Below are 19,794 nucleotides of genomic sequence, written 5' to 3' on the forward strand. Positions count from 1 at the left end.
AACGAGTCAGTGCATGAAGCCTTCCATGAAACCGGCAACGCCGGTTGCCAGCTTGCGGCGCCAGGGCGGGGTGTTGGGGTTGGCCAACACCTGGTCTTCATGGACAAAGCTACGAATGATCGCGTTGTAACCCAGCCAGCGGCACGGCTCGGGCTCCCAGGCCTTGAGCGCCTGGAGGCCGCCTTCGCGAATCACCCAGGGTTGTCGGGTCAGCGGGGTGTCGCGGCCCAGGATCAAGTCCGCCAGGGTGCGGCCGCCGAGGTTGGTGGCGCCCACGCCCTCCCCGCCATAACCGCCGGACAGTGCGATGCCAGTGGCGTGGTCACAGAGCATGTGCGGACGAAAACGGCGCGACATGCCCAGGTTGCCACCCCAGGAGTGGGTAATCCTGGCCTTTTTCAGTTGTGGGAAAAGCTCGCCAAACAGGTAGCGACGCAACTCCACTTCGCTGTCCGTCAGGTCGAAGTTGTGCCGTAACTTGCCGGCAAATTGATAGCCACCACGGGCGCCGAACACCAGGCGATTGTCGGCCGTACGCTGGCCGTAGGTGACTTGTCGGCTGCTCTCGCCAAAAGCCTGGCCCTGGCTGAGCCCGATTTCCTCCCAGGTGCTGGCAGGCAGCGGTTCGGTGGCGACGATCAAACTCTGCACCGGTAACTGGTAGCGGCCCAACGGCGGCAAGGTATTGGCATAACCCTCGACAGCTGGCACTACCCAGGCGGCGCGCACGCAGGCCTTGGCAGTACGCAGGCTGCCGGACTGCCAATGGGTCACTGGGCTGTTTTCGTAAATGGTCACGCCCAGGTTCTCAACCGCCCGGGCCAGGCCACGCACCAGTTTCGCCGGGTTGATGGTCGCGACATGAGGGGCATAGATGCCGCCATAAGGCTTGGCAATGCGGACCTGCTCGGCCAATTGCTGCGGGCTGAGCCAGCGGTAGTCGTCTTCGGTGAGGCCCTGGGCGTACAGCTTGTCCAGATAGCGGCGCAGGCTGCCTTCCTGCTCGGGGTAGCGTGCGGCGCAATACAAGGCGCCGCCTTTGCGGTAATCGCAGTCAATGCCTTCGCGCGCCAGCACCTGGGCTACTTCATCGGGAATGCCATGCAAGAGGTCAAACGAAGCGCGACGCTGCTGGGAGGCAAGTCCAGCCAGCAGACGGTCCTCTCCCAAGAGGTTGCCCATCAACCAGCCACCATTGCGCCCGGATGCGCCGAAACCGGCTGTTTGCGCCTCGATGATTGCAATTTTCAGCTCGGGAGCCTGGCGCTTCAGGTAATAGGCGGTCCACAGGCCGGTGTAGCCCGCGCCAATAATCGCCACATTGACGTCCAGGTCGTGTTCCAGCGACGGGCGCGCTACCAGCGGGTCGTCCAACTGGTCCATCCATAAACTGATACTGCGCCATGCTGGCATGCCAGGTTCCCCCTACCTCGGTTCGATAGGGCCGATCCTAGAGCGCAGCGTCAGGGGTTGTCTTGCGCGCGTGCACGCACAGAAATTTGTTTGAGGTACGCCTTGGGCGATTGCCCGGTGTGCTGGCGAAAAGCGCTGTAGAACGCCGAGAGTGAATTGAAACCGGCGGCAAAGGCCAACTCATCGACTTTGACCGGCGCGGTGGCGTGGTCCAGCGCGGCCAGTACATGCTGGAGTCGCGCCTGATTGACGTAGCGATAGAAGCTCTGCCCCAGCACCTGGTTCAACAGATAGGACATCTGGTTGCGACTGTAGCCACAGGCCTTGGCGACCCGTTGCAGGTCCAGCTCCGGATCCAGATACGGCTGCTGACGCTCGAAATATTGTTGCAGGTCATTGGCCATATAACCCAACTGCTGGGGCGACAAACCCAGGCGGCTGACCGTGGGACGCAGCGCCTGGGTCGGTTGCTCGTGCACCAGAGATGCATATTCATTCACCCGCCAGATCAACCCGTCGCGCACCGTAATGGCCTCACTGGTACGAAACGACACCAGGCCCTGGCCGCCACGCAAGGTAATGCGGTACTGGATAAACGCGGTATCGCCATCGACGCGGATGCGATCAGTGTGTTCAATCGCCTCATCTGCCTCACGAGGCATGCTGGCCTGCAAGTACTCGCGCAACTCGGCATAGCCCACCACACGGTTCTGGAAGAAATCGTGGTACAGGATCTCGGGGTGGTAGTAAGCCATCACCCCGTCCAGATCGCGATGTCGCCAGCACAGGTGATGGCGCAGCACCAGCGCGCCGGTAGCGTGGGAATTGTGACACTCATCGTCTGGAGCGATGTCGGACATATCGGGCTCTACGGCGGGGAAAATGCTCGAGGATGCCGAAGTTTACCCTTCCCTTCAATGGTCAGATCGAGCGTCTGACTAATGGCCTTTTGCCTATTCCTCTGTAGGACATGATCCATATCAAAACTCGGCGAAAGAACCGCCGAACGGGCCGAAAAAAGTCACCTCGCAGTTGCGAACGAATGCTATTTTTAAGCCCTTAGCTGTCATGACCAACGACGGTCCTGACCCCTGCCGCGAGCTAAAGGAAGCGCTCAATGAACAAGGTGGGCAACATGAACAAAGTGACATTCCCCAACGCCTGCCAGCTGATGCGCTGGCATTTTCACCCGATGGGCTTCGAGGGCAGCATGGACGCCCCCGGCAGCATGATCGCCCGCCTGTTCGACCGGGCCAGCGGCGAGACATTGATCGCCATCGCGGGGATCCCATGTGCAACGGTGATGAACGCGGCTGATGTGGAGCGCATCATCGAGGCAGTGGAAGATGAATTGGAGAGTTTCGTGCCGCCGGTTTCGTTGCGGGCCTGAATAGTATTGAAGGGGCCAGCCCCAGCGCCTGTAGGAGCGAGCTTGCTCGCGAAAAGCGTCAACGATAACGCGTGTTTCCTGGATAAACGCGGCGCTTATGGTTTTTCGCGAGCAAGCTCGCTCCTACAGATATTGGGGCAAGCCCCCTGCCACATTCAGCTGTGTGTCAGCTGAAGGTCAGCGCTGATCATCAAAAAACGCTTTCCTGCCGTCCACCCGCTCAGACGCCCGGGGCACATTCACACCCTGGCCTTCCGGCTTTTCCACATACCAATAACAATGGCTGACCGCTCGAGTAATCCCCACATAGGCCAGTCGCAAGACTTCGTCTCTCTGCGCGTTGTCATAAGGCTCGCTGTCGCCATCCTTACCCAGGCCCGCCATGCGATACACCTGGTTCTTGTACGGCGAGCTGGTGACATGCTGACAATCGCCCAGCAAAAACACCGCATCCGCCTGCAACCCCTTGGCACTGTGATACGTGAGCTGTTTCAACCTGCGCGCCTGAGGCGGCAAGCTAGAATCCACATTAACCACTGACTGAATATGTTCTTGAATCAATAACTTATCACTGCTTTTTCGATAAAGCATCAGGATCGAATCGCCCCGCTGATAATGCTCCAGCAACCGCTGCCCCAGTGCCGCGTCGTCACGTTCCAACACCGTGACGGGCGCCAGCGCCTTGGGCTCGCCACTGGCCCTGGCCTTCTTGCCCGGGATGGCCGGCGCGCTGCGGACGATATGTTCGGCAGCGTCGATGATGTGCTGGTGGCTGCGGTAGTTCTCCCCCAGCATCACGCGGGTGGTGCTGGGCGAAACGAACTCCTTGTTGAACTCCATGAAGTACTTGGGCGAACTGCCGCGCCAGCCATAGATGGATTGCCAGTCGTCTCCCACGCACAGCAACGATGAGCGTTGCGCACCTCGTCCGACGTGCATGGCCGGCCCACGGGTGCGGATTTCCCGCAGGCTGGCGCGGATCCAGGACACGATCTGCGGCGATACGTCCTGGAATTCATCGATCATCAGGTGCGACATCGGCCGCAACAACGGATCACTCAGCAGCTTGAGGTTCTCAGGGGTGTTTTCACCAAACAGGGAAAACATCCGGTTGTAGGTCATGATCGGCGGTGATTGTTCCAGTAGGTGATCTTCCAGCGCCTTCCAGAAAATGCTCAGGGCCTCGAAGAACAGCCGGTCCGGGTCGTCCTTGGCGAAGCTCATCTGGCCAACCGCCGTAGGTACATCCAAACCGAGGTTCTCGATAAACCCGGCCGCCATGACAAAACTGTCCAACAGGGGGGCTGAAGCGAGTTCACCTTTGACCTTGTAATCAAAGCCCGGCCCGGCCGTGGCATCGCCACCCAGGCTGCTCAAAAGGCGCTTTGAAGATTCGTAATTATCCAGCCATATCAGCGGCTTATTGCAGAAAGCTTGAAACAGCGTGCGCTTCACCGCCCATTCAGCGCGCACCGAGAGTTTCGAGTTCGGCCGACTGATCTGAGGGTTTTCGCGCCCATCGAACCCCAGCACCACCCAGGCATCCAGCTCCGGGATGTAGCCGTGGCAATGAAATTGCGCGCCGTTGATTTCAAAGGTCTGACGGCTGGGTTCGATGCCCTTGATCGGCCAGGCACCGGCGCGAAACCATAGGTCTTCGATCGCATCACAGAGTTCTTCATCGCGCTTGGCCGCCAACTCAGTCACGGCCATGCGCTTTTGCACATCCGGGTGATCGCGCTCCAGCTCCTTGAGCTGAAGGCCATGGCGGGCCAAGGGCGCAATCAACTCGCGAAAACGCTGATGGCGGCCATACAAGCGGTGATAACAAGCGTTCATCTGCTGCCGCTGGGCATCGCTGATACGCAGATCGAAGGCATTACTGTCGGCGTCGTCAAGACCACCACTGAGGTTCTCAAAGGCTTGCAGCCGTTCAAAGCCCGGCAGGCTGCGCACCATGGGCAGGATGCGCGAGTGAAAGGTGCGCACCACCGCCTGGGCTTCCTTGCTGCCAAGGGGTTGGCCCCACAAGCTGAGAATTTCCATGAGCTTGTTGATGAAGTCCTTGCGCGACTCGCGGGTGAACGTCACCACCGTCATGGAACTCAGTTCAAAGCCCAGGTAATGGCTGAGCAGCAGGATGCGCAGGACCAAGGACGTCGACTTGCCGGCGCCGGCACCCGCAATCACCGAGGTCGAGGGGGTGTCGCTGAAGATCATCTTCCATTGCGCCGCGCTTGGCTGCGCATGGGCTGGCAGCAGGCGCGCTACATCGGCCTTCATGCGCTTCTTCACCTCTGCGCTGAGCGGCAATCGCCAATCGTCGAACAGGCTGTCATCTATGCCTGGTGCGCGGTGCTCATCAGGGCGAAAGTCACGAATCAGCAGGACCTGGCGGCCCTCCTCGATGCCATCGGCCTTGCCCTCGCGGTAACCGTATTCAACGCCCGCCTCATGCCCACTGCGAAAGCCGTCGGCCTGGCCATGCAACCAGGAAAACCTGTGCTGCGCGCGCAAACGGGTGAGGCCATGGCCGAACAGGCGCGCGGCGAGCCGCTTCAACAGTGGCATTTCAGCCAAGGGGCGCAGTTCAGGGGGCAATTCAGGCTGTTGTTGCGACACGCGGACTCCTGCGGTGAGCTTGTTTTGACCAGGTTGCCATGGTCGCCGGAAACGCCGCTCAGTTCCAGCCAAATGCTTTGCTGTCATGCAGTTAGGCGATGAAGTGAAAGTGAACACCAGGGTTAACCATCGAATAAATGGATAATAAACCGGCAGTTTTTACGCTTTTTCTCGATCATGCGCTGCCGGATGATGGGCCCATCAACAGGAGACGATCATGCTTGAACTTCGACCTTTCACCAGTCTGGGCGGCGCCCACCATGGCTGGCTTGACGCTCATCACCACTTTTCCTTTGCCGAATACCACGACCCCCAGCGCATGCACTGGGGCAACCTGCGGGTGTGGAACGACGACATCATCGCCCCCGGCAGCGGCTTTCCCCAGCACCCTCATCGCGATATGGAAATCATCACCTACGTGCGCGAGGGGGCGATCAGCCATGCCGACAACCTGGGCAATAAAGGCCGCACCGAAGCCGGCGATGTGCAGGTAATGAGCGCGGGCACCGGCATTGCCCACAGCGAATACAACCTGGAGGCCACGCCGACCAAGATCTTCCAGATCTGGATCATCCCCAATGAAGCCGGCTTGCCACCGTCCTGGGGCGCCAAGCCGTTTCCGCAAGGCAACCGCGAGGGCTTTGTGACGCTGGCCAGCGGCAAGGCTGGCGACACTGAAAGCTTGCGGATTCGTGCGGATGCACGTTTGGTGGCAGCTAACCTGAAAGCTGGAGAAAGCGCGGAGTACCGGCTGGACAGCGGCCGCCGGGCGTACCTGGTGCCAGCAACCGGCGTAATTGAGGTCAATGGTGTGCGGGCACAGGCGCGAGACGGTGTGGCGGTTGAGGATGAACAGGTATTGCGCGTGACCGCGATTGAGGACAGCGAGATCGTGCTGGTCGACCTGGCCTGATCTCACACTCTAACGTGCCATGTAGGAGCGAGCTTGCTCGCGAAGAACTCACCGGCGCCGCGTTCATTCAGGAAGCCCGCGTTATCGTTGACGTTTTTCGCGAGCAAGCTCGCTCCTACAGGGTCAGTTATTGGCTGATCGCGCCGTCTACCAACACCTGCGCCTCTTCCACCAGTTGCTTGAGGTGTTCTTCGCCAATAAAGCTCTCGGCGTAGATCTTGTAGATGTCTTCGGTGCCCGAGGGCCGTGCGGCAAACCAGCCGTTTTCGGTCATGACTTTCAAACCGCCAATCGCCTGGTTGTTGCCCGGCGCATGGCTGAGGATCTGTTGAATGCTCTCCCCGGCCAATTGCGTGGACGTCACCTGCTCCGGTGACAGTTTGCCCAGCAGGGCTTTTTGCGCTGGAGTGGCCTTGGCATCGACGCGAATGGCGAACGGCTCACCCAAGGCATCGGTCAAGCCGCCGTAGATCTGGCTAGGGTCCTGGCCTTTGCGCGAGGTCATTTCGGCGGCCAGCAAGGCCGGGATCAGGCCGTCCTTGTCGGTGCTCCACACGCTGCCGTCCTTGCGCAGGAACGAGGCACCGGCACTTTCTTCGCCGCCAAACCCCAGCGAACCGTCGAACAAGCCATCGGCAAACCATTTGAAGCCCACCGGCACTTCGTACAGGCGACGGCCGATGCGCGCCGCGACGCGGTCGATCAGGCCGCTGCTGACCACGGTCTTGCCCACGGCCGCATCGGCACGCCAGTCCGGGCGGTTCTGGAACAGATAGTCGATGGACACCGCCAGGTAGTTGTTGGGCGCCAGCAAACCACCGGAAGGCGTGACGATGCCGTGGCGGTCGTGGTCCGGGTCGCAGGAAAACGCAACGTCGAAACGTTCCTTGAGACCGATCAGGCTTTGCATGGCATAGCTGGAGGACGGGTCCATGCGAATCTGGCCGTCCCAGTCGACGCTCATGAAACGGAAGGTGGCGTCGACCTCGGTATTCACCACGTCCAGGTTCAAGCGGTAGTGCTCGGCAATCGCCGACCAGTAGCGCACCCCTGCTCCGCCCAGCGGATCCACGCCCAAGCGCAGGTCGGCGCTGCGGATCGCGTCCATGTCGATCACATTGATCAGGTCGGCCACATAGCTGTTGAGGTAGTCATGACGATGGGTGGTGTCTGCCTTGAGCGCCTGGCCGTGAGTGATGCGCTTGACCCCGGCCAGCTTGTTGGCGAGCAGTTCGTTGGCCTTGGCTTCGATCCACTTGGTGACGTGAGTATCGGCTGGGCCACCGTTAGGCGGGTTGTACTTGTAGCCGCCACTTTGCGGCGGGTTGTGGGACGGTGTAATCACAATACCGTCCGCCAGGCCGCTGGTACGGCCACGGTTGTAGCAGATGATGGCGTGGGAAATCGCCGGCGTCGGCGTGTACTCGTCGCCTTCGGCCAGCATCACGTGTACGCCGTTGGCCGCCAGTACTTCCAAGGCACTGGCGCCGGCTGGCGTCGACAATGCATGGGTATCCAGGCCGACAAACAATGGCCCGGTGATGCCCTGTGCTTCGCGGTACAGGCAGATCGCCTGGCTGATAGCCAGCACATGCCACTCGTTGAAACTCAGTTCGAACGAACTGCCACGATGCCCCGAGGTACCAAAAGCCACGCGCTGAGTGGAGATCGCTGCATCAGGCTGGCCGGTGTAATAGGCCGTGACCAGTCGCGGGATATCCACCAGCAACTGGGCTGGTGCCGGCTTGCCCGCAAAAGGACTGATAGTCATGCATAAACCTCGAAAAGAAGGACTCGGAAAAATGACAGTTTACTGAGACTTGGACTACTGCGCGACGGTATCGATCCGACGGCCTGAAGAGAAATTTCACGCATTAATCAGTCTGCGCCTCCAGCAGCGACTGCGCCAGCGTATCCAGGGCTATGTCCAGGTTGGGATGGCCGCTGAAGGTATGGCTCAAGCGCATATGTTGGTGATGCAAACCACTGAGGCTGAACAGTTCGCCTGGGGCAATCACCACCTGCTGGGCAAGCATGCGCTGAAACACCAGGCGCATGTCCACCGGCGCCGTCGACTGCAACCAGAAACTCGCCCCGGCCACTGGCATGCGGTAATGCACAAGCCCTTGCATACGCGCATCCAAGCGGTGACTCATGGCGTGCGCCTGCTCATAGAGGCGCTGGCGCAGCGTCTGCAGGTGCTGGTCGAACCGACCGCTTTCGTACAGCCGCGCAATGGCGCGTTGACGAATGGCGGACAGTCGAAACGAACGCAGCAAGAATTGGCGCTGCAATTCACTGCTCATCTGCCGCGCCAGCAGGTAACCAAAGGGCGCCTCCGGGCCCAAAACCTTTTCGAACGAAGAAAACACGATCAGCCGCTCTGGGTTGACCAGGCTGCGCAAGGCCGATCCGGGCGGCGCAAAGCTCAGGTCACCAAAGGTATCGTTCTCCAGCAACCAGCAGCCGTGCTGGCCGAGCAGACGCGCTACGTGCAGCCGCTCGGGGTCGGTCATGGCGTTACCCGAGGGCATGCTGACCACGGATGAGAGCAGCACGAGGTGCACCGGTTCATGGCGCAGCAAGTGCTCCAATGTGGCCAAGTCCGGGCGACCGTCGGCACGCCAGGGCCATTCAATGATCCGCACGCCAGCGGCCTGTAGCAGGCGCAAGACCAGGTAATCGCAGGGCGATTCAACTACCACCACCGTGCCTTTAAGGCCCAGAGCGTCAATGAGGATCTCCAGGACGCCCTGAAGGTCGGCACCGATATACACCTCATCAGCTTGCCAACAATGGGTAGGCGACGCGGTATAACGGGCTGCCAATGCAGCACGCAACTCCCACACGCCACAAGGTTGCGACGGTTGCAGATGATGGGGATACCGGCGTACCAGTTGGCGCTCCAGCGCCAGCAACGCGCCATCGAGCGACCCCAACAGAGCCGGTTCATCATTGCTGAGCACAACCATCGCCGGGCGCCGGGCGGCTGTATACAACCGCTCAAGCAGGTCCGTACCCGCCATGATGGGCATAGTTGCGGCCACGGGCCAGGCGAAGTAGCCGGATTTGGCCACCGAGTACACTCGCCCTTCTTTTTCCAACAGCGAGTAAGCGTACTGAATCGTCGAGATCGACACGTTCAACCGCGTCGCCAACTGGCGCAGGGACGGTAGCTTGACCGGTGCTTCCCGGCTGACTTCATTGATCAGGTTGATCATGTAGCGATACACCGCCTGATAGGCAAAGTCTGCCTGTCGCTCTCCCCTCAGGTTCATCGCTGATCACCCGCTTGCATAGGTGAATACACGCGACTAGCGTCCCGACACTTGAGTGATACGAGCCTTGGACCGCGTGAAACGAGGTTGGCATACACGCGCACTGCGTTTGCCCGGCTGCGGGCATTTGCGGTACAGGTGCTGCAACAACGGCAGCGACAACCCACTGATATCCACCAGCCACTGGTGCAGCATGTCCGCGACGGGCTTGCCCTGCAGGGCCTTATGGAGCTCGGGGAGCGCAACCAGCATGCCGGGATGGCATTGACGCAAGTAACCCTCCAGACGTTCGCCATGCTGGACGAAGGGCGCGAACACCAGGCAGGTCAATTGGCTTTCGTCCAGGCCAGAGAACTCCTGAGCACAAGCTGTAGACAATAGCTGGCCCTGCAGAGCACACGCTTCGGTGATCAACGCAACAGGCATCTGTCTTCGATGCAGGTAGTCCGCCGCCTGACGCAAGAACCCTTCGACGCCATGTTCGTAGGAGAGCTCGCGCAGGCACTGGGCCTGCAATCCCTGCAAATGCGCCATGAGCAAAGGGTTGGGGTAAGCAGGATGGCTGAAGTGGAACTCGAATGGGTCCCGCTTGTGGGCGAGAAATTGAGTGAGCAGTGGCGCTTGGGCAACGTCCACGTCGTCAAGCAAGTCGGCAATGCCGATATACGCCACATGACGGTGCCCGCCCCGGCCAGGACTCTCGGCGCCTGCGTAGTGCTCGCCATACAGGTGGCGGTAGCAACCGACACTCCATTCCTCCATGCGTGCAAACCATGCACTGAGCGACGATGGGTTACCGGGTGCAAATGTCAGGCCGGTTGCCAGGGCGCTTTTTTTCAGCCACGCGATATATTGGCTTTGCTTGCGCACCGAGTCGCCGCTGACCAGGGCATGCACACCGCCGTTCCAGGTGGCGACCCGCTGGTAGAAATCGCCGAGGGCCAAAAAAGTGTCGTTGCACAGGGTGGCGCGAATGTCGCCGGACGTCAGGTGCCCGATCATCAGCTTGTTGCGCCGGCTCACTTCACGCCCGGCACTGGCCGCAGGCCGTTGATGATTGAAGGGCAGCACTTCCTGGTTTTCCACCATCAACAGTTCCACCCGTGGGTCATCGTGGAAAAATAGCGCGCCGTAGCCGTGGTGCAGCGAATCGAGCGTGGTCTGAGTCATGCCCGCGTGCCGCAACGTGGCCACGCGCAAATGAAAAGACTTGGGTGCGCGCCCAGCGATGGTCAGTTGCGCAGCGCGCAGCATTGCCAAGGTGTAGCTGCTGACTGCGCCGCCGCCGTGCCCGATCAGTACTTTGTAATTCCCCACTTGCTCCATGCCACCGGCGGCCACCACGATTCGCTGGATCAGCAATTGAAGCACCGTACGTTCAGCACGGGTAAAGTGCCCCACTAAACGTTGCAAAACTTGCTGGTAAACATAGCTCATGGCTTGTTCGTGAATAGTGCTCATCGTTCTACTACCTGAGTTGAAATATTAGTTTCGAGCAACTACCACACAGGAGCGCTCGACCTATTACACTTGTAGGCTTGTCATCCGTTGCGCAGCACAACATGGATTCAACATTAGCACTCTGCAACAAAAGTGCAGGTACAACCAAAAGAACAGTCGATGACTATCCCAGGACAGAACCACGTAGCTGCGCGCCTTACAGCGCCAAAGACCGCCAGCCTTAGGAAGGCTCTGACAACGTCCTACACTGCTTTAACTAAGAAATTAGAGAAGCATCCGACAAATATTAATCATCCGCTCATCCTGGCCTCTTGCAAAACAACGGGGTGCACACTTTGTACTTTTCGAAAAAAAATCAGACCATCGTTAGTTCCGCAAGCGCGAGATGTTAATGCCCGGCATTCAATCATGGCTCAATCCTTGAGATGACAAAGAAGGCTCAATTATCGGCACTCAAACAATGATTAACAGATACAGAACAGCGTCGAAAAGCAGTTCAGATGGCCCGCCAACCCAACTTGAATGACGCCCACACAGCAGCGCCGCACTGGATTTCAGGGCGGCGTAGGGCAATAACGGTATTGTTTACGGGGCGCAGCGCTCCCGCGGCGGCTCAACCCCGGTGCGGGTTAAGCCCTGTCAAATGGCGCATTTGCCTCATCAGCTCAGGCGCCGGAGTATTCATTTGCGAATACTCCTACAGCTCAAACAGCTTCAACCTGCAACGCCACCCGTTCGCGGCAAGGGCATTCATCCATGTATCGGTGCGCTTCGACGAACTGACTGAACGGAAATACCGTAGTTTTCAGTGGGACAAGCACGCGGTCGGCTGTCAGCTGGTTGATATCGCGCAACGCACGCTGCAACGCCATATGGTCCTGAATAATGCCCAGCTCCGGCTTGCCGGTGAAGTTGCCGATACAGTGCACAAAGAACTGAATGTTCTTCTGGAACGCCGCACAGGCCGGAAATGGCGTCTGGTTGCCACCTTGCAGGCCATACAGCACCAGGCTGCCACGCGGCGCCAGGACGTCACCGAGCAGCGACATCTGCGGGCCACCCAGGCCATCGAACACCACGTCGACGCCACGGTTGTCCGTGAACTTGTTGATCTGCATCAGCAGGTCTTGTTCTTCGGTAACGATGACCTTTTCCGCCCCGAGGGACAGCAGGTATTCGCGCTCAGCACTGTCTTTGGTGGCGGCAATCACCCGCACACCCAGGGCCTTGCCCAGTTGCACAAACGAAGGGCCGGAACAGTGGCTGGCGTCGGTGACCAAGGCAAACTGGCCGGGTTTGACCCGCGCCAGGTCCATGTAGGCAAAGTACGCGATGAGCAACGGCGTGTAGTGCACGCTGGCTTCAATCGGGCTCAAGACATCCGGGTAGCGGGTCAGGGCCGAACGGGGCAAGACGATCTGCTCGCCATACACCGGGTAATCATTGGGGCTCTCGGCCGGGAAACTGGCGACTTTATCGCCGACCGCCAAGTCATCCACGCCATCGCCTAAGGCAACCACAACCCCGGCCATTTCATGGCCCAGGCCAGAAGGCAGCCGTGCATGGGAAGACGCCAGGTTCTGGCGCCACAGAATGTCGTACCAACTGATGCCGATCGCGTCGACACGCACCTGCACTTCGCCCGGTGCGGGCTGCGCGGCCGCATGCTCTTCGCACTTGAGCACCTCGGCCGGACCAAACTTGTGAAAACGGATCGTGCGGGACATCGCAAACCTCGTCAAAGTAACCTCTAATGCCATGAACTTTATCTGGGCTTTGGGGGTAAGACCACCGGTCACCATTAATAGTCGACATGCCTGTCATTGATTCCGCGAGTGAGGAACACACCTCAACTATCGTAGGAAAAATCAATTAGCCGGTGCAGAGTACCAGCCTTTCCCCGTAAGATTCATGCCGGTCATCCTTCTGAATCGAACCTCAGGGGGTTGCTACGTGACCGCTCACATCAAGTTTGCTGACTCTTCCAGGACACAAGATGAACCGTAACGACCTGCGTCGTGTCGACCTTAACCTCTTGATCGTATTCGAAACCTTGATGCATGAGCGCAGTGTGACCCGCGCCGCCGAGAAATTGTTCCTCGGCCAGCCGGCCATCAGCGCGGCGTTGTCGCGCCTGCGCGGGCTGTTCGATGACCCCCTGTTCGTGCGCACCGGGCGCAGCATGGAGCCCTCGGCCCGCGCTGTGGAAATCTTCGCCCTGCTCTCCCCGGCCCTGGACTCGATCTCCACCGCCGTCAGCCGCGCCGCCGAATTCGACCCGGCCACCAGCACCGCCGTGTTTCGCATTGGCCTGTCCGACGACGTGGAATTCGCCCTGCTCCCGCAGCTGCTTAAACGCCTGCGCTCCGAAGCCCCCGGCATCGTGCTGGTGGTACGCCGCGTCAATTACATCCTGATGCCCAGCCTGCTTGCCTCCGGCGAAATCTCCATCGGCGTCAGCTACACCGCCGACCTGCCCGCCAACGCCAAGCGCAAGGTATTGCGCCGCAGCCTGCCCAAACTGCTGCGCGCCGACAGCGTGCCGGGCTCGCTGAGCCTGGATGACTTTTGCTCACGGCCCCATGCGCTTGTATCCTTTGCCGGTGACTTGAGCGGGTTTATCGATGAAGAGCTGGAAAAACTCGGCCGCAAGCGCCACGTTGTGCTCGCGGTGCCGCAGTTCAACGGCCTGGGTACGTTGCTGGCCGGTACGGACATTCTGGCCACCGTGCCGGATTATGCAGCTGAGGCGTTGACCTCGGCGGGTGGGTTGCGTGCAGAAGACCCGCCGTTGCCGGTGCGCTCGTTTGAGCTGCATATGGCGTGGCGGGGTTCGCAGGATAATGACCCGGGGGAGCGGTGGTTGAGGTCGCGGATTCAGATGTTTTTTGGGGACCCTGAGAGTCTTTAGGTATCGTCGAGCAGACTGTTCATCTGATCATTTCTGCCTTCTCATAGACCATGGAGATCCATCCACTTTCAGTGGATTGGGCAGTCGTTTTACCAGGCTACTGAAGGCGAAGACGGCCGGGTGATTAACGTTGTTGAGCCGATTGCTGGGGAACGAGGCGTGCCTATGGCGCAAGTTGCATTGGCATGGGTGTTAGCCAAGCGTGGCGCCTCAGCACCTATCGTTAGCGCTTCTAAGGCGCCCCAACCTGACGACGCAATCGCTGCGCTGGAGTTGGCATTGAGCGGCAAGGAAGTCAAACGCCTTGAAGCCCCATATGCACCCCATGCGGTGACTGGATTCTCCTTACACGGCGGTAAAAATAATCCCGCGGACCGAAAACTGACCCAGTAACGGCTGTTCGGCTCCAGCGACCGGACAAAAAAAGCGCCCTGAGGGGGCGCTAAAAGTTCATCTCTTTCCAAAGGAGCTCACAAAAAAGCTTCAGAGATGAATGCTGCTCGGTGCCTATGGATCAGATAGCCTTCGTCAGCAAATTTAACCTGCGCCAGAACTGGCTCTTGAATGCGAAGCGAGCCCCTCGTACACCTCCGAAGGTCGGCACGACGACGCGCTCAGGCGAGATCACACCCAGTAGATAGTGCAGACTGTCGCCACTGATCCAGGGCATGTCATCGAGAAAGATCGCAGCTGATGCCGCCTCCGCATGCTCGATCGCCTGTATGCTGCCTGCCAAGACAGGACCTATTTCCCGTACAGAAGCGATATGACGTATCACCCTTATTCGGGGTGGTGGTTCGGTTTCAGGAATCATGACGTTTTACCCACCGATGACTTTCATGATCATGACGTCACCCGTGAAATGAGTCGTTTGTTTATCTATTAGGGCACGTCTCGACAATTCACGAATACGTGTCAACGCGAGGTCGCGCGGAAGTTCGAGGATGTCGCCCAAATAGTGGCTTTGGCTGGAGGAAAGACATCCATGCAGCCATCCGCTGGGACTCAGGCGCACGCGGTTACAGCTGCCGCAGAAGGGAGCGCTCGCGTTGGCGATCACGCCGAAGTAACCTCGTCCCGTTATATCGAATCGCATTGCCGTAGCGCTGGGTGCACTCGGTGCTGCATTGAACGAATGGTGCTGACCGATAAGCTCAAGAATCTCGGCCAAACCATAAAATTGCCGGCGAAAAGTTTCATCGTCACGCGCCAGGTGCCCCATGCGCATCAATTCGATGAAGCGCAATTCCATCCCCCGCGCCAGACAGTACTCAAGCAGGGGCAGGATCTGATCATGATTGTGCCCACGAAGCGGAACCATGTTGATCTTCACCTGCAAACCGGCCGCCAAGGCCCGGTCAATGCCTTCCAGAACCGTGGCTAGATCCCCGCCGCGGGCGATGCGCAGGAAAGCCTCAGCATCCAGGGTGTCAAGTGAGATATTGATGCGCTTAACGCCGGCTTCCAGTATTAGCGGGAGCTTGCGCGACAGCAATTGTCCGTTGCTGGTCAGCGACACATCTTCGAAGCCGAGCCGTCGTACTGCCTTCATGAAACCATCGAACAGAGGGCTGAGCAGAGGCTCGCCACCGGTAATCCTTAGACGCTCTAGTGGGTTTACCGTTTTCAGGTATTCCACTGCCAGTAGTAACTTGTCTAGCGGCAAGCTGTCGTCGCGAGCCTGCAGGCGTTTGCCATCAGCCACGCAATAGATGCAAGCGTAGTTGCATGCACTGGTCAGGCTAACGCGTAATTTGCCCAGACGACGTCCCTGCGCATCAACGATCGATTCAGAGGGCATCGCGCGACCGCCCACGCTGGACTCGGATAATATCTGCCATCACTGCCAGAGCGATCTCAGCAGGCGTCTTGCTGCCCAAAGACAGACCTATCGGCATGTGCAGTCGAGCAATTTGCTCGTCGCTTAATCCCCCGATGCGGCGCAGACGCTCCGCGCGCAGTTTAGAGGTTTGCAACGAACCCATGACGCCGATGTAAAAGGCCGAAGTGCATACAGCCTCCATCATTGCCAAGTCGTCGATACGCGGATCATGAGTAAGGGCGACAACGGCGGTGGCTGCATGACATCCGCCAGCACTGATGAACAACGACGGCAAAATAGGTTTAACCTCTATACCTGGTAGCTCAACACCCTCAAAGACTTCCTCCCTGGGGTCGCAGAGGACGACTTCGAAACCAAGTGTGCGGGCAAATTCTGCGCATGCCACCGATACCGGCGACATGCCTGCGATGATCAGGCGTGCAGCCGGACCGATTCGCAGTTGTACGATTTCACGCTCAGTCAACTCGACCACCCGAGGACCTAGGCCATCATCGACCTCGAAGCGGGCTTCACCGCTGCTCAGGTTGACGCATCGCAGTAAATGGCGCTGCCCACGCAATATCGATTGCATGATCTCCAGCTGATCCAGTGTCGTCGAGTTGGCCGGCAGACGCTCGATCAGCACTTTCAATATGCCACCGCAAGGCAGCGTGATTCGCGAATCTTGTGGCCCGTCCTGCGCATCGCCGTAACGCACGATCTGAATACGGTCCTCGAATTGGCCGTCCTGCAGGCGTTCGAGGAAGTTCTCCTCGACGCAGCCACCGGACAGCGAACCGACATGGCGTCCGTCGCTGCGGGCAGCCAGCCAGGAGCCGGGCCCCCGCGGCGATGATCCGAACGTGGCGAGCACTGTGCACAGCCAAACAGTTTCCCCATTCCGGGACCAGGTCAGTGCTTGCTCAATGACCTGCAAATCCAAGTGTTGCATGGTCAAACCGACAATTGATTGCTGATAGGCAGGCGCCGGATACGCTTGCCGGTTGCCGCTGCCAGTGCATTCACCAACGCTGGAGCGAGTGGCGCTACAGGCGGCTCACCGATACCGGTTGGAGGGTTTGCCGAAGGCACTATATGGACCTCAACCTTAGGCATGTCATAGATGCGCAATGGCTCGTTATTGTGAAAGTTGGATTGATCAATCTTGCCTTCGGTGAAGGTAATTGCTTCGTGCATGGCCGCTGAAAGAGCAAAGCCAATTGACCCCTCGACCTGTGCACGTATTACATCCGGATTGACCGCAATGCCGCACTCAACTGAGCAGACCACACGGTCCACTTTGAATTGACCATCGCTTTGCACCGTGACCTCGGCCACTTGGGCGACCACCGAACCAAAGGCTTCGTGAAGAGCGACACCGCGACCTCGGCGCTCACCCTGCTTGCCGGCTGCCAACGGCTTGTCCCAACCTGCCTTCAGTGCCACCAACTTAAGGGTTTCTATATGACGTGAATGCCCTTCAAGCATTGCAAGCCGCCAGGCCACTGGATCCTGCCCAGCCATCTGCGCGAGCTCGTCGAAGAAACACTCAGTGGAAAAGGCGTTATGGGAATGCCCTACTACCCGCCACCACTGTATGGGTACCGGGATATCGCTAGGGGTATGCAGGTCAACGCGCAGATTGGGGATTCGGTAAGGAAGCGTCGATCCTCCCTCCACTGAGGTGGAATCGATTCCATCCTTGATGAAGGCAGCAAATGGTGATCCCGTGAACACGGATTGACCAACCAATCGGTGCTGCCAGGCGACCAGTTTACCTTGGTCATCCAGCCCTGCAGTCAGGCGATGATGGTACATAGGTCTGTAGTGGCCGGCCTGCATGTCGTCTTCGCGCAACCACACCAGTTTTACCGGGGCTTTTCCACCGATAGCTTTGACGATATGCGCATTTTCAACGATGTAATCAGCATCTTTACTAGCCCGCCTGCCGAAACTGCCACCGGCGTAAAGGGTGTGGACCCGGACCTGCTCCGGCTCCAGGCCGAACACCTGCGCCAACACTGACTGGATTTGTGTCTGCATCTGCGCGCCATGCCAGGTTTCGCAACCGTACTTAGTCAGGGCGACCACGCAGTTCATCGGTTCCATGGCCGAATGGGCAAGAAAGGGAAAGTCGTACTCCGCTTCCAGCGTACGTATGGCGCTCGCAAGACCGGTATCAACATCACCGTCGTTGCGCACGACCGTGCCCTCAGTTTTGGCTAACTCGCGGTAGCGTTGGAACAACTGCTCCGAACTCTGCTTGAAGGCGCTGCTCTCATCCCACTGGATCGTTACTGCGTCCCGCCCCTTCTTTGCGCTCCAGGTGTCTTTCGCCACAACAGCCACGCCGCTGGGGATCTGCACCACATGCACCACTCCGGGGATGGCCAGCGCCGCCTTGGCATCAAACGATTTCACCTTGGCGCCAATGCGCGGCGGATGAGCAACCACAGCCGTAAGCATGCCTGGCAAGTGAATGTCCTGGGTGTAGATCGCCTTGCCATTGACCTTGTCAGCCGAATCTTTGCGAGCAAGATGCTGCCGACCAATCAATTTGAAATCACTGGGATCCTTGAGATTGACGTCTGTCGGCACCGGCTGCTCGGAGGCTAGTTTGGCCAGTTGACCAAATGTTGCCTGCTTACCTGACGCAGCATGCCGCACTACGCCCTCGTCCACTTCTATTTCCTGTGCCGGTACCTTCCACAGCCAAGCCGCGGCCGATACCAGCATGGCACGAGCAGTTGCGCCGGCCTTACGAAGCTGTTCCCAAGAGTTTGCGATAGAGCTGCTGCCACCGGTGCCTTGAATACCCAGTAGCGAATTGTTGTAGCGCGACTCAGCCGGGGCGCTTTCAACACGAACTTGCGCCCAGTCCGCATCCAACTCCTCTGCGACCAGAGTGGCCAGACCAGTGTAGGCACCTTGTCCCATCTCCAAGTGTTTGGAGATAACGGTGACGACATTGTCTTCGCCGATGCGCAGGAAGGCGTTGGGCTCGAACGTTCCCTCCTTGCCTGCGCGCGCGGTGCCCTCAGCCAGCGACCAAGGCAAATAGACGGCCAAAGTTAGGCCTGCCGTACCCTGGAGGAAACGGCGGCGACTTTCGTTCTCGATAGACCGGATCATATTTATTACCTCGGTGCTCAAGCCAGGGACTTGGCAGCATCATGGATGGCCGCGCGAATGCGTACATAGGTTGCGCAGCGACAGACGTTGCCACCCATTGTTCGATCAATGTCGGTATCTGAAGGCGAACGATTGGTTTGTAGCAACGCCACCGCACTCATGATCTGACCTGACTGGCAGTAACCACACTGCACTACGTCAAGCCGTTGCCAGGCTTCCTGGACCACCTTGCCTGTAGGCGTTTCGCCGACACCTTCGATAGTGACGATCTTGGCCTCGACTGCAGCCGAAACAGGGGTGACGCAAGAGCGCACGGGCTGGCCATTGAGGTGAACAGTGCAGGCCCCACACAGCGACATGCCGCAACCGAACTTGGTACCCGTAAGCTGCAAACTATCGCGTAGCACCCACAGCAGAGGCGTATCGGGAGCAACGTCGACACGCAGGTCCTTGTTATTGATATTAAGCGTGATCATGAAATCCTCCGACTCGTAGGCGTTCTGTTGGCTGGCGCTCTGCCAGCCTTGCGAAGCGTTTGCCCAAAGGCTGTTTAAAAGGCGAACGCTTGGCGCTCGCAAATTGCTCACCCAACACTGCGTGGCAGTACATCGATAAGTTCTTCATTCGGGACAAGGCTGACCTGCCGCGCCCCAAACGGTCATATCCTGCACGTGCGTCTCGAAGTTGCCAGGTGGTGTGGAGCGACCTGGCCCAGGGACCCAGGCCCACGGAATAAAGCCCTTTATCTTGGCGTCATGGTGCAGGTGCTCGACTAAGCCCGCGGCATCACGGCCCCCATTACGTTTGGGGTCACGCAGCTGTGTACAGATCTCGGCGCCGGTCTTTTCGAAC

Annotated in this window: 15 protein-coding genes and 1 pseudogene; 4 read left to right on the forward strand and 12 right to left on the reverse strand. The window is 58.9% G+C overall.

Annotated features, from left to right (window positions below):
- Positions 1–6: 6 nt before the first annotated feature.
- Positions 7–1,413 carry an NAD(P)/FAD-dependent oxidoreductase gene (locus BUE92_RS05585; RefSeq protein WP_073522426.1) on the reverse strand — a complete coding sequence of 469 codons (1,407 nt, stop codon included), beginning with the start codon at positions 1,411–1,413 and terminating at the stop codon, positions 7–9.
- A gap of 50 nt (positions 1,414–1,463) precedes the next feature.
- A complete protein-coding gene (locus tag BUE92_RS05590; RefSeq protein ID WP_073522427.1) occupies positions 1,464–2,273 on the reverse strand; it encodes a helix-turn-helix transcriptional regulator in 810 nt (269 codons plus the stop codon).
- A gap of 257 nt (positions 2,274–2,530) precedes the next feature.
- Between BUE92_RS05590 and BUE92_RS05595 the strand changes: the two genes are divergently transcribed.
- Positions 2,531–2,803, forward strand: coding sequence for a DUF1652 domain-containing protein (locus BUE92_RS05595; protein ID WP_014718395.1), 273 nt, complete (start codon positions 2,531–2,533; stop codon positions 2,801–2,803).
- Positions 2,804–2,980: 177 nt separating this feature from the next.
- On the opposite strand, the gene BUE92_RS05600 is transcribed toward BUE92_RS05595, so the two are convergent.
- Positions 2,981–5,425 (reverse strand): UvrD-helicase domain-containing protein, encoded by a 2,445-nt coding sequence (locus tag BUE92_RS05600; RefSeq protein WP_073522428.1) that lies wholly within the window; start codon positions 5,423–5,425, stop codon positions 2,981–2,983.
- A gap of 217 nt (positions 5,426–5,642) precedes the next feature.
- On the opposite strand from BUE92_RS05600, the gene BUE92_RS05605 reads away from it, so the two are divergent.
- Entirely contained in the window at positions 5,643–6,338 is a 696-nt protein-coding gene (locus BUE92_RS05605; protein ID WP_073522429.1) for a pirin family protein, read from the forward strand.
- 127 nt (positions 6,339–6,465) lie between these two features.
- Here the strand turns inward: BUE92_RS05605 and pgm are convergent, their stop codons facing one another.
- The 4 genes from pgm to BUE92_RS05625 all read right to left on the reverse strand — a co-directional run bounded on the left by pgm (position 6,466) and on the right by BUE92_RS05625 (position 12,804).
- Positions 6,466–8,109 (reverse strand): phosphoglucomutase (alpha-D-glucose-1,6-bisphosphate-dependent), encoded by a 1,644-nt coding sequence (gene pgm, locus BUE92_RS05610; protein ID WP_073522430.1) that lies wholly within the window; start codon positions 8,107–8,109, stop codon positions 6,466–6,468.
- A 103-nt stretch (positions 8,110–8,212) separates the two neighbouring features.
- A complete protein-coding gene (locus tag BUE92_RS05615; protein WP_073522432.1) occupies positions 8,213–9,616 on the reverse strand; it encodes an aminotransferase-like domain-containing protein in 1,404 nt (467 codons plus the stop codon).
- A 36-nt stretch (positions 9,617–9,652) separates the two neighbouring features.
- Entirely contained in the window at positions 9,653–11,077 is a 1,425-nt protein-coding gene (locus tag BUE92_RS05620) for a hypothetical protein (protein WP_178380687.1), read from the reverse strand.
- Positions 11,078–11,781: 704 nt separating this feature from the next.
- Complete coding sequence (locus BUE92_RS05625) at positions 11,782–12,804, reverse strand: zinc-dependent alcohol dehydrogenase family protein (protein ID WP_073522433.1); 1,023 nt, start codon at positions 12,802–12,804, stop codon at positions 11,782–11,784.
- Positions 12,805–13,073: 269 nt separating this feature from the next.
- On the opposite strand from BUE92_RS05625, the gene BUE92_RS05630 reads away from it, so the two are divergent.
- Together BUE92_RS05630 and BUE92_RS05635 are read left to right on the forward strand one after the other, a co-directional pair.
- A complete protein-coding gene (locus BUE92_RS05630; protein ID WP_020301481.1) occupies positions 13,074–13,988 on the forward strand; it encodes a LysR family transcriptional regulator in 915 nt (304 codons plus the stop codon).
- Positions 13,989–14,066: 78 nt separating this feature from the next.
- A pseudogene (locus tag BUE92_RS05635) lies at positions 14,067–14,381 on the forward strand (aldo/keto reductase); the annotation flags it as partial.
- Positions 14,382–14,502: 121 nt separating this feature from the next.
- Here the strand turns inward: BUE92_RS05635 and BUE92_RS05640 are convergent.
- The 5 genes from BUE92_RS05640 to BUE92_RS05660 are packed head-to-tail and all read right to left on the reverse strand — an operon-like array spanning position 14,503 to position 19,418.
- Positions 14,503–14,802: an NTP transferase domain-containing protein gene (locus tag BUE92_RS05640; protein WP_143169949.1), complete on the reverse strand. Its 300-nt coding sequence runs from the start codon at positions 14,800–14,802 to the stop codon at positions 14,503–14,505.
- Positions 14,803–14,808: 6 nt separating this feature from the next.
- The gene (locus tag BUE92_RS05645; protein WP_073522435.1) at positions 14,809–15,789 is read right to left on the reverse strand and encodes a GTP 3',8-cyclase MoaA; all 981 of its coding nucleotides are present in this window, start codon (positions 15,787–15,789) and stop codon (positions 14,809–14,811) included.
- Positions 15,779–16,762, reverse strand: coding sequence for an XdhC family protein (locus BUE92_RS05650; RefSeq protein ID WP_073522436.1), 984 nt, complete (start codon positions 16,760–16,762; stop codon positions 15,779–15,781). The genes BUE92_RS05645 and BUE92_RS05650 overlap by 11 nt, the downstream gene beginning before the upstream one ends.
- 2 nt (positions 16,763–16,764) lie before the next feature.
- Entirely contained in the window at positions 16,765–18,942 is a 2,178-nt protein-coding gene (locus BUE92_RS05655; RefSeq protein WP_073522437.1) for a xanthine dehydrogenase family protein molybdopterin-binding subunit, read from the reverse strand.
- Positions 18,943–18,959: 17 nt separating this feature from the next.
- Entirely contained in the window at positions 18,960–19,418 is a 459-nt protein-coding gene (locus tag BUE92_RS05660) for a (2Fe-2S)-binding protein (RefSeq protein WP_029290699.1), read from the reverse strand.
- Positions 19,419–19,794: the final 376 nt, after the last annotated feature.

The sequence above is a fragment of the Pseudomonas fluorescens genome (assembly GCF_001902145.1).
Lineage (GTDB): Bacteria > Pseudomonadota > Gammaproteobacteria > Pseudomonadales > Pseudomonadaceae > Aquipseudomonas > Aquipseudomonas fluorescens_BV.

Bases quoted from the DNA above. Each gene is read 5' to 3' on its own strand.
- BUE92_RS05595 (WP_014718395.1), top strand. From the start codon at position 2,531: ATGAACAAGGTGGGCAACATGAACAAAGTGACATTCCCCAACGCCTGC.
- BUE92_RS05615 (WP_073522432.1), bottom strand. From the start codon at position 9,616: ATGAACCTGAGGGGAGAGCGACAGGCAGACTTTGCCTATCAGGCGGTG.
- BUE92_RS05650 (WP_073522436.1), bottom strand. From the start codon at position 16,762: ATGCAACACTTGGATTTGCAGGTCATTGAGCAAGCACTGACCTGGTCC.
- BUE92_RS05655 (WP_073522437.1), bottom strand. From the start codon at position 18,942: ATGATCCGGTCTATCGAGAACGAAAGTCGCCGCCGTTTCCTCCAGGGT.
- BUE92_RS05590 (WP_073522427.1), bottom strand. From the start codon at position 2,273: ATGTCCGACATCGCTCCAGACGATGAGTGTCACAATTCCCACGCTACC.
- BUE92_RS05645 (WP_073522435.1), bottom strand. From the start codon at position 15,789: ATGCCCTCTGAATCGATCGTTGATGCGCAGGGACGTCGTCTGGGCAAA.
- BUE92_RS05605 (WP_073522429.1), top strand. From the start codon at position 5,643: ATGCTTGAACTTCGACCTTTCACCAGTCTGGGCGGCGCCCACCATGGC.
- BUE92_RS05640 (WP_143169949.1), bottom strand. From the start codon at position 14,802: ATGATTCCTGAAACCGAACCACCACCCCGAATAAGGGTGATACGTCAT.
- BUE92_RS05630 (WP_020301481.1), top strand. From the start codon at position 13,074: ATGAACCGTAACGACCTGCGTCGTGTCGACCTTAACCTCTTGATCGTA.
- BUE92_RS05585 (WP_073522426.1), bottom strand. From the start codon at position 1,413: ATGCCAGCATGGCGCAGTATCAGTTTATGGATGGACCAGTTGGACGAC.
- BUE92_RS05660 (WP_029290699.1), bottom strand. From the start codon at position 19,418: ATGATCACGCTTAATATCAATAACAAGGACCTGCGTGTCGACGTTGCT.
- BUE92_RS05625 (WP_073522433.1), bottom strand. From the start codon at position 12,804: ATGTCCCGCACGATCCGTTTTCACAAGTTTGGTCCGGCCGAGGTGCTC.
- BUE92_RS05620 (WP_178380687.1), bottom strand. From the start codon at position 11,077: ATGAGCACTATTCACGAACAAGCCATGAGCTATGTTTACCAGCAAGTT.
- pgm (WP_073522430.1), bottom strand. From the start codon at position 8,109: ATGACTATCAGTCCTTTTGCGGGCAAGCCGGCACCAGCCCAGTTGCTG.